The 14,835-nt window shown below is 59.0% G+C and carries 13 protein-coding genes; 5 read left to right on the forward strand and 8 right to left on the reverse strand.

Annotated features, from left to right (window positions below):
* Window positions 1-73 precede the first annotated feature (73 nt).
* Window positions 74-4,129 carry an ATP-dependent RNA helicase HrpA gene (gene hrpA / locus ACVC5H_RS07515; RefSeq protein ID WP_489621718.1) on the forward strand — a complete coding sequence of 1,352 codons (4,056 nt, stop codon included), beginning with the start codon at window positions 74-76 and terminating at the stop codon, window positions 4,127-4,129.
* Between the two features lie 59 nt (window positions 4,130-4,188).
* Here the strand turns inward: hrpA and ACVC5H_RS07520 are convergent, their stop codons facing one another.
* Genes ACVC5H_RS07520 through ACVC5H_RS07535 form a run of 4 tightly spaced genes read right to left on the reverse strand, consistent with a single transcriptional unit; the run spans window position 4,189 to window position 6,599 of the window.
* Window positions 4,189-4,932: a C39 family peptidase gene (locus ACVC5H_RS07520; RefSeq protein ID WP_489621719.1), complete on the reverse strand. Its 744-nt coding sequence runs from the start codon at window positions 4,930-4,932 to the stop codon at window positions 4,189-4,191.
* Complete coding sequence (locus tag ACVC5H_RS07525) at window positions 4,913-5,167, reverse strand: hypothetical protein (protein WP_489621720.1); 255 nt, start codon at window positions 5,165-5,167, stop codon at window positions 4,913-4,915. Before ACVC5H_RS07525 ends, ACVC5H_RS07520 begins: the two co-directional genes overlap by 20 nt.
* Before the next feature lie 58 nt (window positions 5,168-5,225).
* Complete coding sequence (locus tag ACVC5H_RS07530; protein ID WP_489621721.1) at window positions 5,226-5,669, reverse strand: hypothetical protein; 444 nt, start codon at window positions 5,667-5,669, stop codon at window positions 5,226-5,228.
* Between the two features lie 48 nt (window positions 5,670-5,717).
* Window positions 5,718-6,599, reverse strand: coding sequence for a hypothetical protein (locus ACVC5H_RS07535; RefSeq protein WP_489621722.1), 882 nt, complete (start codon window positions 6,597-6,599; stop codon window positions 5,718-5,720).
* Between the two features lie 106 nt (window positions 6,600-6,705).
* Between ACVC5H_RS07535 and ACVC5H_RS07540 the strand changes: the two genes are divergently transcribed.
* A complete protein-coding gene (locus ACVC5H_RS07540; protein WP_209585377.1) occupies window positions 6,706-7,932 on the forward strand; it encodes an IS256 family transposase in 1,227 nt (408 codons plus the stop codon).
* A 312-nt stretch (window positions 7,933-8,244) separates the two neighbouring features.
* On the opposite strand, the gene ACVC5H_RS07545 is transcribed toward ACVC5H_RS07540, so the two are convergent.
* On the reverse strand, window positions 8,245-8,394 hold the full coding sequence (locus ACVC5H_RS07545; protein ID WP_489621723.1) for a hypothetical protein: 150 nt from the start codon (window positions 8,392-8,394) through the stop codon (window positions 8,245-8,247).
* Between the two features lie 205 nt (window positions 8,395-8,599).
* Here ACVC5H_RS07545 and dcd point away from each other — a divergent pair, with 205 nt between their 5' ends.
* Window positions 8,600-9,169 (forward strand): dCTP deaminase, encoded by a 570-nt coding sequence (dcd, locus tag ACVC5H_RS07550; protein WP_008331199.1) that lies wholly within the window; start codon window positions 8,600-8,602, stop codon window positions 9,167-9,169.
* A gap of 97 nt (window positions 9,170-9,266) precedes the next feature.
* Here the strand turns inward: dcd and ACVC5H_RS07555 are convergent, their stop codons facing one another.
* Window positions 9,267-10,193, reverse strand: a complete 927-nt coding sequence (locus tag ACVC5H_RS07555; protein WP_489621724.1) for a LysR family transcriptional regulator — start codon at window positions 10,191-10,193, stop codon at window positions 9,267-9,269.
* A gap of 100 nt (window positions 10,194-10,293) precedes the next feature.
* On the opposite strand from ACVC5H_RS07555, the gene ACVC5H_RS07560 reads away from it, so the two are divergent.
* Entirely contained in the window at window positions 10,294-10,911 is a 618-nt protein-coding gene (locus ACVC5H_RS07560) for a chromate transporter (RefSeq protein ID WP_489621725.1), read from the forward strand.
* Window positions 10,908-11,438 (forward strand): chromate transporter, encoded by a 531-nt coding sequence (locus tag ACVC5H_RS07565; protein WP_489621726.1) that lies wholly within the window; start codon window positions 10,908-10,910, stop codon window positions 11,436-11,438. The genes ACVC5H_RS07560 and ACVC5H_RS07565 overlap by 4 nt, the downstream gene beginning before the upstream one ends.
* Window positions 11,439-11,562: 124 nt before the next feature.
* On the opposite strand, the gene ACVC5H_RS07570 is transcribed toward ACVC5H_RS07565, so the two are convergent.
* Together ACVC5H_RS07570 and ACVC5H_RS07575 are read right to left on the reverse strand one after the other, a co-directional pair.
* A complete protein-coding gene (locus ACVC5H_RS07570; protein ID WP_489621727.1) occupies window positions 11,563-13,815 on the reverse strand; it encodes an Orn/Lys/Arg family decarboxylase in 2,253 nt (750 codons plus the stop codon).
* 212 nt (window positions 13,816-14,027) lie between these two features.
* Window positions 14,028-14,522 carry a dihydrofolate reductase gene (locus ACVC5H_RS07575; protein WP_489621728.1) on the reverse strand — a complete coding sequence of 165 codons (495 nt, stop codon included), beginning with the start codon at window positions 14,520-14,522 and terminating at the stop codon, window positions 14,028-14,030.
* Between the last annotated feature and the right edge of the window lie 313 nt (window positions 14,523-14,835).

Genomic DNA, 14,835 nt, shown 5'->3' on the forward strand with positions numbered 1-14,835 from the left:
AAACCTGCACCATCGGCCGTCCAGCCGCACGCAGCCTGACCGGGCGGGCGGTGGCAGGTATAATGTCGGCCTCATGTCCGTTACCAAAGCACCCAACACTCCCCCAGGCGCCCAGCCGCAGCAGAACCCGCAACAGGACCGTGGGCGTGGCCCGCGCGAGCCACGCGCTCCCCGCCGCACCGAGCCTGCCACCGAGGCCGCACCGCCCGTACGCAATCCGCTGCCCCCGGTCACCTTCCCGGAAGAGCTGCCCGTCTCCGGCCGCCGTCACGAGATCGCCGAGGCGCTGCGCCGCCACCAGGTCATCATCGTCAGCGGCGAGACCGGTTCCGGCAAGACCACCCAACTGCCCAAGATCTGCCTGGAGCTGGGCCGTGGCGAGAAGGGCCTGATCGGCCACACCCAGCCGCGCCGTATCGCTGCCTCCTCCACCGCCAAGCGCATCGCGCAGGAATTGAATTCGCCGCCTGGCGAACTGGTGGGCTACAAGGTCCGCTTCAACGACACCCTGTCCAAGGGCGCGTGGATCAAGCTGATGACCGACGGCATCCTCCTGGCCGAGACGCAGACCGATCCGCTCTTGCGCCAGTACGACACCATCATCATCGACGAGGCGCATGAACGCAGCCTCAACATCGATTTCCTGCTGGGCTACCTGAAGCAGTTGCTGCCGAAACGCCCGGACCTGAAGATCATCATCACCTCGGCCACCATCGATGCCGACCGCTTCGCCCGCCATTTCGGCCGCGAGGTCAAGGGCGAGCTGGTGCCGGCACCGGTGATCGAGGTCTCGGGCCGCCTGTATCCGGTGGAGATCCGCTATCGTCCCATCGACAATGCCGACCGCAGTGGCGTCTCCACCGAGGTGGCACAGGCCCGTGCGCGTGCCGAGGGCCGCGCCAGCCAGGCCCAGAAGGACCGCGAGCAGCGCGACCTGATGGATGCCGTGGTCGATGCCGTCGATGAACTGGCCCGTATCGGATCAGGCGACGTGCTGGTATTCCTGCCGGGCGAGCGCGAGATTCGCGATGCCGCCGAGGCCCTGCGCAAGCATCATCCACCGCACGTGGAAATCCTGCCGCTGTTTGCGCGCCTGTCTGCGCAGGAGCAGGAGCGCGTCTTCAAGACCAACAACGCCCGCCGCATCGTGCTGGCGACCAATGTGGCGGAAACTTCACTGACCGTGCCCGGGATCCGCTATGTGGTCGATGCCGGTCTCGCCCGTGTGAAGCGTTACAGCTACCGCAACAAGGTCGAGCAATTGCAGATCGAGCCGGTAGCGCAATCTGCCGCCAATCAGCGTGCCGGCCGATGCGGCCGGGTGGCGGCGGGCGTGTGCATCCGCCTGTATGACGAACAGGATTTCCTGCAGCGTCCCAAGTTCACTGATCCCGAGATCTTGCGCTCGTCGCTGGCCTCGGTGATCCTGCGCATGAAGTCGCTGCACCTGACCGATGTGGAGAGCTTCCCCTTCATCGAACCGCCACTGGGCCGCGCCATTGCCGACGGCTATCAGCTGCTGCAGGAACTGGGCGCGGTGGAAGAGCAGGGCGGCGTCAATTGCCTGACCCCGCTGGGCAAGCAACTGGCACGCCTGCCGCTGGACCCGCGCGTGGGTCGCATGATCCTGGCCGGCCGCGACAATGCCTGCCTGACCGAGCTGCTCATCATCGCCGCAGCGGTGTCCGTGCAGGACCCGCGCGACCGGCCCATGGATGCGCAGAATGCGGCCGACAACGCCCACAAGAAATTCGCCGATGAAAAATCGGAATTCGCCAGCTACCTCAAGATCTGGAAGTGGTTCGAAGACGCCATCGCCCACAAGAAATCGAATCGCCAGTTGCAGGAGCACTGCCGCGAGAATTTCCTCTCGCAACTGCGCCTGCGCGAGTGGCGCGACGTCCATTCGCAACTGCTGACCATCGTCAAGGAACAGGGCTGGCGCCTGAACGAGGCCCCGGCGACTTACGATCAACTGCACCTGTCCCTGCTGACCGGCTTGCTGGGCAACGTCGGTTTCAAGAGCGAGGACGATGCGCAATACCTGGGCGCACGCGGCATCAAGTTCAACATCTGGCCCGGTGCGCATCTGACCAAGAAGCCCGGCCGCTGGGTGATGGCCGCCGAACTGGTCGATACCGCCCGACTGTACGCGCGCTGCGTGGCCAACATCCAGCCGGAATGGCTGGAGAAACTGGGCGGCCATCTGTTGAAGAAATCCTGGGGTGAACCGCGCTGGGAAAAACGCGCCGCCCAGGTCACCGCCTCCGAACGCGCCACGCTCTATGGCCTGGTGGTGTACAGCCAGCGCCGCATCAACTACGGCAAGATCAACCCGGCTGAAGCGCGCGAGATCTTCATCCGCGATGCGCTGGTCGGTGGCGACTTTGAGACTCGCGCGCCATTCTTTGCGCACAACCAGAAACTGGTGCGCGAGATCGAGAACCTGGAACACAAGTCCCGTCGCCTCGATGTGCTGGTGGACGATGAACTGATCATCGGTTTCTACGACAAGCTGATCCCGCACGACATCTGCAATGGCGTGGACTTCGAGAAGTGGCACAAGCAAGCCACGGCCGCCGATCCCAAGTTGCTGTACCTGAACCGTGACGACCTGATGCGTCATGAGGCTGCGGGCGTGACTACCGAGCTGTTCCCCAAGACCATGAACGTGGCGGGCATCGCCATGGCCTTGAGCTATCACTTCGAACCGGGTGCGGCGCGCGATGGCGTCACGCTGACCGTGCCGCTGTATGCGCTCAACCAGGTCTCGGCGGATCGCTGTGAATGGCTGGTGCCGGGCATGTTGAAGGAGAAGGTCCATCTGCTGCTGAAGTCCCTGCCGCAGAAGCTGCGCCGTCACTGCGTGCCGCTGCCCGATTACGCTGCGCGTTTCTGCGAACGCATGGAAGAGCGCAAGACCTTCGGCCGGGGCAACCTGATCGATGCCATCATTGCCGACATCCGCGAGCAGATCACGATTCTGGTCAAGCCCAGCGATTTCAAGCAGGAAACGCTCTCAGCCCATCATGCGATGAACTTCAAGATCATCGATGAGCATGGCCGCCAGCTGGAGATGGGCCGCAATCTCGCCGCGCTGCAAGCCGAATTCGGCGGCCAGGCACGCCAGCAGTTCCAGAAGCTGGCCGAGCAGGTCGCCATCGCGCCGCGCGAGGACGAGGACACTGCGGCACCGTCGCCTGCGGCTGCCTCTGGCAAGGATGCAGCCGCCAGCGCCGCCCCGGCTGCGCCCGCTTCGGTGGGGGAGTACAGCAATCTCAGTAGCTGGAGCTTTGGCGAATTGCCCGAGTTGCTGGAGATCACGCGTGGCAGCGGCAAGCAGGCGCAGACGCTGATCGGTTTCCCGGCGCTGGTGGATCGCAAGACGCATTGCGATCTGGAAGTCTTCGATGATCCGGCCGAAGCGGCGCGCTTCCACTATGCGGGCCTGCGCCGCCTGTTTGCGTTGCAGATGAAGGAACAGCTCAAGTATCTGGAGAAGAACATTCCGGGTCTCCAGCAGATGGGCATGCAATTCATGGCCTTGGGCTCGCAGGAAGAATTGCGGGAACAGATCCTCAATGCCGGGCTGGAACGCGCCTTCCTGCAAGACCCGCTGCCGCGCAATGCCGACGAATTCAACCGCCGCCGCGATGAAGGCAAGGCGCGGCTGGGTTTGCTGGTCAACGAGATCGCCCGCCTGTGCGGCCAGGTGCTGGCCGAGTATCACGCCCTGCCCAAGAAGCTGCAGGGCATCAAGGCCCATGCCCAGGCCGCGGCCGACATGCAGGGGCAGTTGTCGCAACTGGTGGGCAAGCGCTTCGTGGCGGAGACCGACTATGGCAATCTCAGCCATTATCCGCGCTACCTCAAGGCCATCAACGTGCGGCTGGACAAGCTGCGCGCCGACCCGGCCCGCGATACGCGCCTGATGGCAGAGTGGAACTCGGTGGCGCTGCCTTACCAGCGCGCGCTGAAGGACCGCGCCGGGCGGGTGGATCCCAAGATGACCGAGTTCCGCTGGATGCTGGAGGAATTGCGGGTGTCGCTCTATGCGCAGGAACTGAAGACGCCGATGCCGGTGTCGGTGAAGCGGTTGCAGAAGGTGTGGGAGAGCATGCAGCGGTGAGGATGAGCAGGACGTATGCGCCTGCTCTTTATCCTACCTCAGCTCTATTCCAGTGGTGCTTATGGGAACAACCGGAATTTCGATTGTTCAACTGCTTGGCTACTCTGCCGACGTGGATTCTTTGAAAAGAAATCTGAGTCTGTTAATACCTCACTGCTGAGCGGCAAAATGGCCAACATCTTTCCAGATAATTCCGAGTGTTCTTTATCGTCCCTGGTTTGCCACATTTCCAGAAATTGAGCCTTGCTGTAGGTTCTGTTTCCAAGACTCGGATCTGCTAACCAGACTACGTTTTCATTGATCCCGCGCAGCACTGAAAAATGATCATCCTTGCGGTACTTGAGGTAAACCACGACCGGTGCTTTGAGTTTGACCAATTGTTCATAGCTTGCCGCAAATCCTTGGGCCTTGAATCCGAATTTCGGCAATACCTTTTGCATGTCTTCGAAGGATGCCTTCAGGTCGCCCTTGTCCATGGCCTTGAGTAAGGTCTCCTCGGTGAGGGACTGGCCGTAAAAACCATTGAGCAAGGTCGCCAAAGCAGCCGCACTACACGAGTAGTCGAAGTCTTGCTTGACGACCTCGGCATCGCGCAGGTTTTTCCAGCTCCTGATGGAGATGCTGATTTGGGCAGTGTGCGTGCTCAGAAGAAGAATGCTGTCAGGGCGATTTTTGCTCTTGGAATAAGTAGGAAGATCAGCAGAGAAAGCAGAGCCGCAGGCAAAGCAGCTAGCAAGCGGAAAGATGCTTGCAAGCGCTTTGGGTAGAAAGGTGTAGAGCCTCCTACTTCTTAGTTTTTTCATGTACATAGATGATCAGTACAAAAAAAATGCCAAGACTTACCGCTAGGATGGCTGACCCTGAGATGGCCAAAAATAATCCGATTCCATCTTCAAAGACAAGAAGGTTGACCAAGGACGCAGCGAAGAAAAAGGCGCTCGTCACAAAGAAAATTTTGACCTTGCTCCATTTCTTTTGTATGGAATATTCTGCCAGCATGCCACCTAGCATCTCTGTCAATGCAACTATCAAGCTCATAGAATCTCCTGAAGGATGAGGTGAGTTCGCGCCTCATCTCATCCTTTTATTTAGTTAGTTACCAATGACGATATCGACTGTATTGCGAGGTGGCAAAGTTGGACGCCAGGATATTGGGCCTCCAGGCGATCTGTCCGGTGAAGCCTCCGCCAGATGCACGTATGAGCGCACCACCCATTCCGCCGGTAAGCGCCCCCGTGCCGATTGAATACAGTGAACCTTGCCAGGTAATTGGTCTATTGGTGAAGTAATTAGCTAAGGCATAGGACCCAAAGCCGATAGTCCCGCCAACGGCGAAATTCACCCACGCTCCCTCAGTCTCTTTCATTTCTTGCTGTGAAAGCGCTGCCAATTGCATTGACTTGGCATCATTTTCAAACAGGGTTTCAGCGTCCGTGATTGCGAATTCCGGCAAAGGCTCGAATGCTGTTTCCTTCGCATGGACAGAGGTGGCCATACTGGCGGCCAAGATACCTATCGTGATAGTTGGTAGTAATTTCATATGATCTTCGCAGGAGAATTGTCAAGGCAAGATTTCAATTGGCAGACATTAAAACGTGTGCAGCCAATTGAGCCTCAGGTCTGCCTCGTCTGAACCTGAGACATTGGATTTCAGAGTGATGTTGATGGCGCTTGCTTTTGAAACGGTATATCCCGCACCGAGCAATAAGGCGCTGGTGGTGCGTCGAAATCCTCGGGCTTTTCCATCCCATTTATCCGCATGACGATTCGTCCACTGCATACCGGTAGTCAAAGTGATTCGATCGTTGACGGCAAACGCGATGCCAGGATGGATCAAGAACAAATTGCCAGGTTTGTAGTCCTGATCCCCATCTCTGCGGCTTTGGTTAAAGCGATATGCACTGGTGAGAGAGAAAACAATAGGATCAAGCGCTGTGTATGTAGTAAAGCCCAGCAGGGCAGAATGGAAAGAACTACTGCTTTTTGTATGCTTTTCGCGCAGGGCGATCTCCGAAAAACCGATCAACGCCGGCGTACGGTCGTCTTCTTTGATTTGATAATTGATACCGACCCAAGCATCGGAAAATCGGCTTGCGCTGTCGGTGGTCGTTCTGGATAGCTCGCTGTTTCTCGTGCTGCTATACAGATATGAGGTGCGGAAGAAAATCTCGCTTTTGTTGGTTAATCCGTAGCGCAACCCTAGCGTGCTTACCAGTGAATCGTTGTTGCCGCGACTTTCTCCGATCAATGTAGGTAACGTAACAAATGAGCTTTCTCCTGTCTGAATGATGATGGGCTGGCCAGTGAATACGCTTTGCCTGTCACTATTGGAATACGCCAGTGATACATCAATCTTGACCTTACCTTTTTCTGTGGTTAAGTCTTCAATTGTCAGCGGCAAATCTGCCGATGCGGAGTGGCTGTACGTCAATAGCACCGCCATGAACAGGCCGCGCATTTTGTTGGCCATATCAATTCTTGATCTCGTGGTGATCCTGATTTTTTGCCTGGGGCCTGTACATAATTTTGTGTAAACGGACTATTGGCAGGAAACTGTCGCCTTGTCCGGAGCCACAATGAGTAAAAAGAAACACGACGTACCCGAAGAATTACTGGCTGGATTGCTAGCCAATTACAAGAATCCCGAAGATTTAATAGGTGAAGAAGGCCTGTTGAAGCATCTCACCAAGCTGGTGGTGGAACGAGCCCTGGAAGCCGAGCTGAGCGAGCACCTGGGCCATGAGAAGCACGGGAGCGTAGCCAATGAGTCGGGCAACACCCGAAACGGCAAGAGTCGCAAGACGCTAAAGGGCGAATTCGGCGAGTTGCCAATTGAAGTTCCTCGAGACCGTCATGGCAGCTTCGAACCGAAGCTGGTAACCAAGCATCAGACGCGCTGGGCCGGCTTCGACGACAAGATTATTTCGCTGTATGCCCGTGGCATGACAGTAAGAGAGATTCAGGCGCACCTGGAAGAGATGTATGGAACCGAGGTGTCACCCAGCCTGATTTCATCGGTCACTGACGCCGTTGTCGATGAAGTCAAAGCCTGGCAAGCTAGGCCATTGAATCCAATTTATCCCATCGTTTATCTCGACTGTATCCATGTCAAAGTGCGTGAAGGAACGGTGCGAGTAAAAGCCGTCTACCTAGCCATCGGCATCACCATGGACGGTGAGAAGGAGGTGTTGGGACTGTGGCTAGCGCAAACGGAAGGCGCCAAGTTCTGGCTGCAGGTTGTCACTGAGCTGCGTAATCGCGGCGTGCAAGATATCTTCATCGCTTGCGTTGACGGCTTGAAGGGCTTCCCGGATGCCATCGAAGCTGTGTTCCCGAAGACCACGGTGCAGCTGTGTATCGTCCACATGGTCCGGCACAGCTTGAATTACGTCTCATGGAAACGACGTCCGGAGGTGGCGGCTGACCTACGATTGATTTACCAGTCGGCAACCGCCGAAGAAGCCGAACTCCGACTCGGTGAATTCGAAGAGAAATGGGATGCAGAGTATCTGCCTATCGGCCAATCCTGGCGGCGCAACTGGCCCCGTCTGATTCCGTTCTTCGACTTCCCACCAGAGATTCGAAAGGTCATCTATACGACCAATGCCATCGAGTCGGTCAACATGAGTTTGCGCAAGCTGACTAAGAACCGGGGCTCGTTCCCCAGCGATGAGGCGCTGATTAAACTCTTCTTCCTGGCCCTGCGCAACATCAGTAAAAAGTGGACGCTGCCCATCCGAGATTGGAAAGCTGCACTGACTCGGTTTACTATCCAGTTCGGTGAACGTATCTCTATGAATTAAACGAAATCCCGTTTACACAAAAAATCGGACACGCCCTTTGCCTGCTCATTTAGCGATGTTCTCTGGCTCGGTAAGGGGGTCTTGATTGCCTGCTCGCTGGCATTAGACTCTCTGCGATCGCTGATCGCTGATCGCTATCGAAACTGTTCGAACTCTTGACCGCGTTTTTTCATTCTTTCTAACCAAGGAAAAGATTTAGTTAACCGAGCAAAAGCGTGGATAGTTTTCGAGAGATTTGCGAGACGGACCTGCTCATGAACTTGGTGTAAAGAATGCGATTTCGTCTTCAAATTCGCTGCCATCAGATCAAGCTCAGGTTGATTCCATGTGGGCAGAAATCAGATCGATTTCATATGGAATTCCTTTTGCTCTCGCAAGGAGAATGACGTCGATGCGGAAGGGTGCGCGGCCGGGTGTGTGTTGCAACTGGTGCGCGGTGATACCAATGCGCAGGTTCAGCATTCATCGTTAGTTGTTGTTCAGTGCTGTATCCAGATGGCAATTCTCTCCAGGTGACCAGCTGCCCCCGCATCTACTCGCCAGTGGATCGGCATTGAACCGCACCCACCCTCGTTACGTAACGGGATGGCCCCGAAATGGCCCAACTTGACCCATTTTTCGCGTAAAATGCCGCATTCTCCAAATTCGTCACACACATCGCACAACCATGGCCATCAAGTCAGACAAGTGGATCCGCCGCATGGCGGAGCAGGAAGGAATGATCGAACCCTACGAGCCCGGTCAGGTGCGCCTGGCGGCCGATGGCAGCAAGATCGTTTCCTACGGCACCTCGTCCTATGGCTACGATATTCGCTGTGCCAACGAATTCAAGATCTTTACCAACATCAATTCCACCATCGTCGATCCCAAGAACTTCGATGAAAAATCCTTCGTGGACTTCAAGGGCGATGTCTGCATCATCCCGCCCAACTCCTTCGCCCTGGCCCGTACCGTCGAATACTTCCGCATCCCGCGTAGCGTGCTGACCATCTGCCTGGGCAAGTCGACCTACGCGCGCTGCGGCATCATCGTCAACGTCACCCCCTTCGAGCCGGAATGGGAAGGCTACGTCACCCTGGAGTTCTCCAACACCACCCCGCTGCCGGCCAAGATCTACGCCGGCGAAGGCTGCGCCCAGGTGCTGTTCTTCGAGAGCGATGAAATCTGCGAAACCTCCTACAAGGATCGCGGCGGAAAATACCAGGGCCAGCATGGCGTGACCTTGCCCAAGACCTGACAGGCGGTATCGTCAAAACGATATAAATAATATAAAAAAGGCTTCCCGCAGGAAGCCTTTTTTGTATGGATCAACGTCGTGCCATATGCAAGCGATATCAGTGCCGCTTGCGCCCCGCGCTCAATTTCAAGGCCTCTTCCCGCATCAGGCGCGCTGCACCGCTGATGCTGCCAGTCCGGTAAGCCAGGTGCAGCGGGGCTTTCAGCTCGGGTGCGCCGGTCAGCTTCAGATACACCACGCCCTCCGCATTGACCCGCGTCATCGATGCCGGGATGATCGCTACCCCGACGCCAGCAGCCACCAGCGAGAGGGTGGAGAGATTCTTGCGCGCCTCCTGGATCACTTGCGGCGAGAACCCGGCTGCATGGCAGGCGGCGATGATGGTGTCGTACAGGCCGGGGCCGTTGGGCCGGCGCGTCATGATGAAGGATTCCTCGGCCAGCGCGTGCAGGGCGATGCTCTTGCGCTTGCCCTGCTCGGCCAGGGGATGGTCGATGGGCAAGGCGGCCACCATGTCTTCGACCAGCATGGTTTCGATGGTCAATCCGCCCGAATCGCCCACGGGGGAACGCACGAAGGCCAGGTCCAGCCGCTTGCCGCGCAGCGCTTCGATCAGTTCATTGGTGTTGCTCTCTTCCACCGTCATCACCACGTCCGGCGCATCGGCGCGAAAGGCGCGGATCACCGAATGCACGAAAGGATGCAGCGAAGCTGATTCGGTAAAGCCCACGGCGATGCGTCCCATCTTGCCCTGGGCGATGCGGCGCACGCTGGCTACTGTCGTATCCAGTTGCGCCAGCAGGGCGCGCGCGTCGGCGAGCAGGGCCGCACCGCTGTCGGTGAGCTCCATGCCACGCGGCAGGCGGTTGAAGAGGGTGACGCCCAGCTCGCGCTCCAGCAGGCGGATCTGCTGCGACAGCGGCGGCTGCTGGATGCCGATGCGCTCGGCCGCCTTGGTCAGGTGGCCCTCTTCAGCCACGGCGATGAAGTAGCGCAGCAGGCGCAGGTCGATGGAAGGTGACATATTTTAATAATATGGATGGAGTATCTGACATATATTAGACAAAAACGCTCCCCAAGCGTAGCCTTTCATTCATCCGGCAATCACGCCGCGTTCGCACGAGATGATGATGAGTACTCCTGACCTGCTGGCCCCTGAGCGGCCTGTTCCCACTACCAAAGAAATATTCCTGGGCTTCCTCGGCCTGGGCATGACCGCCTTCGGCGGTGCGCTGCCCCTGGCGCATCGCATGATCGTGGAGCGCCGCCGCTGGCTCACCGATGCGGAATTCGTCGAGCTGCTGGGCCTGTGCCAGTTCCTCCCGGGCGGCAACATCATCAACCTGTCGGTGGCGCTGGGCATGAAGTTCCGTGGCTGGAGGGGCGCCCTGGCGGGCATTACTGGGCTCATCGCGGTGCCCTCCATGGTGGTTATCCTGCTGGGCATGATCTACCAGCATTACCAGCATGATCCCAACGTCAAGCACCTGTTCGCCGGACTGGCCGCCGCCGCCGCCGGGCTGCTGATCCAGATGGCCGTGAAGATCGCGCTGCCGCTGCGCAAGAACCTGGTGCTGGCGGGCGTGGCGGTGGTTTGTTTCATCGCCATCGCCTTGCTGCGCATTCCGCTGCTGTGGGTGATGCTGGTGATGACGCCCATCAGCGTGGTGCTCACCGCCCGCTATGGCGAACGCTTCGCAGCCAAGCCGCAGGCTGCCGCCACCAAGGAGGGCGCACAATGAGCCAGACTCTGATCGCATTGGCCATCATCTTCACGCAGTTGTCGGTGCTGGCGTTCGGTGGCGGTAACACCATCCTGCCGGAGATGCAGCGCCAGGTCGTGGAAGTGCATCACTGGATGAGCGCCGAGGATTTCAGCGCGCTCTTCGCGCTGGGCCAGGCCGCGCCCGGTCCCAACCTGATGGTGGTGACCCTGGTGGGCTGGCATGTGGCAGGCTTCTGGGGGATGCTGGTGACCAGCCTGGCCAAGTTCGGCCCCTCGTCGATCATCACCGTCATCATGTTGCACGTCTGGGAGAGGTGCAAGGACAAGCCCTGGCGGCGCCACGTGCAGGCCGGCCTGCTGCCGGTGACGGGCGGGCTGGTGGCGGCTTCGGCGCTGCTCATCACGCAGGCCTCGATCACGCATGGCTTCCTCGCGGCCATCACGGCAACTACCGCCATCATTGCACTCAAGACCAAGATTCATCCGCTGTGGTTGTTGTTTGGCGGGGCATTGGCGGGTTACTTGTATCTCGGGACTTTCTGACGGTGCGTCTTCGATACGCGGCAGGGCCGCTACTCAGTCTGAACGGGAGTAGAGATGCTGGGCCGAAGACAAAAAAAGCCGATGCCCTCGCAGGCATCGGCTTTTTGATTTGTAGCGCTGAGTCTTACTGCTTGACGCAATCCACGAAGTAATCGCGGCGGCCGTTGACTTCACGCTTGACCAGTCCGTGCACGTCGGTTTCGAAGCCGGGGAATTTCTCGTTGAAATCACGCGCAAACTTCAGGTAATCGACGATGGTCTTGTTGAAGATCTCGCCCGGGATCAGCAGGGGAATGCCCGGCGGATACGGGGTGAGCAGGATCGAGGTCACGCGGCCTTCCAGTTCGTCCAGCGGGACGCGATCGATTTCGCGGTGGGCCATCTTGGCAAACGCGTCCGAGGGCTTCATGGCCGGCTGCATGTCCGAGAGATACATCTCGGTGGTCAGGCGGGCCACGTCGTAGGCGCGATAGGTCTCGTGGATCTGCTGGCACAGGTCGCGCAGGCCGAGGCGCTCGTAGCGATGGTTGCGCTGGGCGAACTCGGGCAGGATGCGCCAGATCGGCTGGTTCTTGTCGTAGTCGTCCTTGAACTGCTGCAGCGCCGTCACCAGGGTGTTCCAGCGGCCCTTGGTGATGCCGATGGTAAACATGATGAAGAAGGAATACAGTCCGCACTTCTCCACGATCACGCCGTGCTCGGCCAGGTACTTGGTCACGATGGAGGCCGGGATGCCGGTCTGGCCGAACTGGCCGTTCAGGGCCAGGCCGGGGGTGACGATGGTGGCCTTGATCGGGTCCAGCATGTTGAAGCCCGGTGCCAGATTGCCGAAACCGTGCCAGTCGTCCTCGGCCTTGATGACCCAATCCTCGCGTTCGCCGATGCCGTCGGCGGCGAAGGTGTTCGGGCCCCAGACCTGGAACCACCATTCATCGCCGAATTCCTGGTCGATCTTCTTCATGGCGCGGCGGAAGTCCAGCGCCTCCAGGATGCTTTCTTCCACCAGGGCGGTGCCGCCCGGGGCTTCCATCATGGCCGCTGCGACGTCGCAGGAGGCGATGATGGAGTATTGCGGCGAGGTCGAGGTGTGCATCAGGAAGGCTTCGTTGAAGGCGTCTTCATCGAGCTTCACGGTTTCCGATTCGCGCACCAGGATCTGCGAGGCTTGCGACAGGCCGGCCAGCAGCTTGTGGGTCGATTGCGTCGAGAAGATCAGCGACTTCTTGGCGCGCGGACGGTCCTTGCCGATGGCGTGCATGTCCTTGTAGAAGTCGTGGAAGGTGGCGTGCGGCAACCAGGCTTCGTCGAAGTGCAGGGTCTCGATCTCGCCGTCGAGCATGTCCTTGAGCGTTTCGACGTTGTAGACCACGCCATCGTAGGTCGATTGCGTGATGGTCAGGATGCGCGGCTTCTTGTTCTTTGCTTCGCGGGCGAAGGGGTTGGCTTCGATCTTTTTCTGGATGCTTTCCAGGGTGAACTCTTCCAGCGGGATCGGGCCGATGATGCCGAGGTGGTTGCGGGTCGGCATCAGGAACACGGGAATCGCGCCGGTCATGATGATGGAGTGCAGGATGGACTTGTGGCAGTTGCGGTCCACCACCACGATGTCGCCCGGCGCCACGGTGGAGTGCCAGACCATCTTGTTGGAGGTCGAGGTACCGTTGGTGACGAAGTAGCAGTGGTCGGCATTGAAGATGCGCGCCGCATTGCGTTCCGAGTTGGCCACCGGGCCGGTATGGTCCAGCAGCTGGCCCAGTTCTTCCACGGCATTGCAGACGTCGGCGCGCAGCATGCGTTCGCCGAAGAACTGGTGGAACATCTGGCCCACGGGTGACTTCAGGAAGGCCACGCCGCCGGAGTGGCCGGGGCAGTGCCAGGAGTAGGAGCCGTCCTGGGCGTAATCGACCAGGGCGCGGAAGAACGGCGGCGCCAGGCCATCCAGGTAGGACTTGGCTTCGCGGATGATGTGGCGGGCCACGAACTCCGGCGTGTCTTCGAACATGTGAATGAAGCCGTGCAGTTCGCGCAGCACATCGTTGGGAATGTGGCGCGAGGTGCGGGTTTCGCCGTAGAGGTAGATGGGGATGTCGGCGTTCTTGTGACGGATTTCGCTCACGAACGCACGCAGGGCCTTCAGGGCGAAGTCGGTTTCTTCGTCCGAACCGGCGCCCATTTCTTCATCGTCGATGGACAGGATGAAGGCCGAGGCGCGCGACTGCTGCTGGGCGAACTGGGCCAGGTCGCCATAGCTGGTCACGCCCAGCACTTCCATGCCTTCGGCTTCGATGGCGTCGGCCAGGGCGCGGATGCCCAGGCCCGAGGTGTTTTCGGAGCGGAAGTCTTCGTCGATGATGACGATGGGGAATCGGAATTTCATGGATTTCTCCAGGCTTTGCGCGCGGGAAGCCGGGTCGGCACACGCGCGCAGGGGGTCAAAAGAAAAGCGCCTGGGCTGGCAGTGCTTGCGCGCCGGAAAAATGAAAGCGGGATTGTCGCAGATATGCGCGCCGCGTGTGCGGCAACTGCGCTAAAGAGGTGCGCAGTGTAAGCAAAAAAGGGAAAAAACAACACCCTGCCGCCGCGTCCCGTTCAACGTCTTTCGTATGTCACAAAAGCGTAGTCCAATCCGGAAGTTTCGGACCGGTGGTTCTCGCGGGCCGTCTCCTGCCACAGCGCCTCGTCCAGGGCCGGGAAGAAGGCGTCGCAATCGAAGGCACGGTCGATGCGGGTAATGATGAGGCGGTCCACCAGCGGCAGCGCCTCGGCATAGATCTGGGCGCCGCCGATGATGAAGGCCGGCGCGCCCTGCGCCAGTGCGGCGGCTTCCTGCAGCGAGGCGGCCGTCTCCACCCCCGCGTGCTGCCAGTCGGCATTGCGGGTGATGACGATGTTGCGCCGGTTGGGCAGCGGCCGGCCTATCGATTCGAAGGTCTTGCGCCCCATCAGGATGGCATGCCCCGAGGTGGTGCGCTTGAAGTGCGCCAGGTCTTCCGGCAGATGCCAGGGCAGGGTGTTGCGGATGCCGATGCCGTTGTTGAGGTCGGTGGCGACGACGATGGTGAGCGAGCCGGAAGCAGTGGTCATGCGGGAATGTGTGCGGACGGGAATAAAGCAGGCCGGCACGGGGCCGAGTGCAAGGTGGGCAAAAACATAATGTTACAGCAGCCATGCTGCGGCACGGAACTTTATACTCCGCCATCTGCCCTTATACGTGAACCGGCTGGCCGCTTGCGCGCCCCAATGCCGGGTTTGCGGTCGAATGAAGTTTCTTTCATGAAACATTGCCCCAAAGGGCCATTCCTTCTGCAAGCATGCCAAGTCGATATGAACTAGCGAACAATCCCCGCCACATTTGGGTAAACTAGCGCCTGCTTTTCGGTGCGGCGCTGAGCTCAGT

The organism is Herbaspirillum sp. Her3, assembly GCF_057961275.1.

Bases quoted from the DNA above. Each gene is read 5' to 3' on its own strand.
- ACVC5H_RS07540 (WP_209585377.1), top strand. From the start codon at position 6,706: ATGAGTAAAAAGAAACACGACGTACCCGAAGAATTACTGGCTGGATTG.
- ACVC5H_RS07555 (WP_489621724.1), bottom strand. From the start codon at position 10,193: ATGTCACCTTCCATCGACCTGCGCCTGCTGCGCTACTTCATCGCCGTG.
- ACVC5H_RS07520 (WP_489621719.1), bottom strand. From the start codon at position 4,932: ATGAAAAAACTAAGAAGTAGGAGGCTCTACACCTTTCTACCCAAAGCG.
- ACVC5H_RS07575 (WP_489621728.1), bottom strand. From the start codon at position 14,522: ATGACCACTGCTTCCGGCTCGCTCACCATCGTCGTCGCCACCGACCTC.
- dcd (WP_008331199.1), top strand. From the start codon at position 8,600: ATGGCCATCAAGTCAGACAAGTGGATCCGCCGCATGGCGGAGCAGGAA.
- hrpA (WP_489621718.1), top strand. From the start codon at position 74: ATGTCCGTTACCAAAGCACCCAACACTCCCCCAGGCGCCCAGCCGCAG.
- ACVC5H_RS07565 (WP_489621726.1), top strand. From the start codon at position 10,908: ATGAGCCAGACTCTGATCGCATTGGCCATCATCTTCACGCAGTTGTCG.
- ACVC5H_RS07530 (WP_489621721.1), bottom strand. From the start codon at position 5,669: ATGAAATTACTACCAACTATCACGATAGGTATCTTGGCCGCCAGTATG.
- ACVC5H_RS07560 (WP_489621725.1), top strand. From the start codon at position 10,294: ATGATGATGAGTACTCCTGACCTGCTGGCCCCTGAGCGGCCTGTTCCC.
- ACVC5H_RS07525 (WP_489621720.1), bottom strand. From the start codon at position 5,167: ATGAGCTTGATAGTTGCATTGACAGAGATGCTAGGTGGCATGCTGGCA.
- ACVC5H_RS07535 (WP_489621722.1), bottom strand. From the start codon at position 6,599: ATGGCCAACAAAATGCGCGGCCTGTTCATGGCGGTGCTATTGACGTAC.
- ACVC5H_RS07570 (WP_489621727.1), bottom strand. From the start codon at position 13,815: ATGAAATTCCGATTCCCCATCGTCATCATCGACGAAGACTTCCGCTCC.
- ACVC5H_RS07545 (WP_489621723.1), bottom strand. From the start codon at position 8,394: ATGCTGAACCTGCGCATTGGTATCACCGCGCACCAGTTGCAACACACA.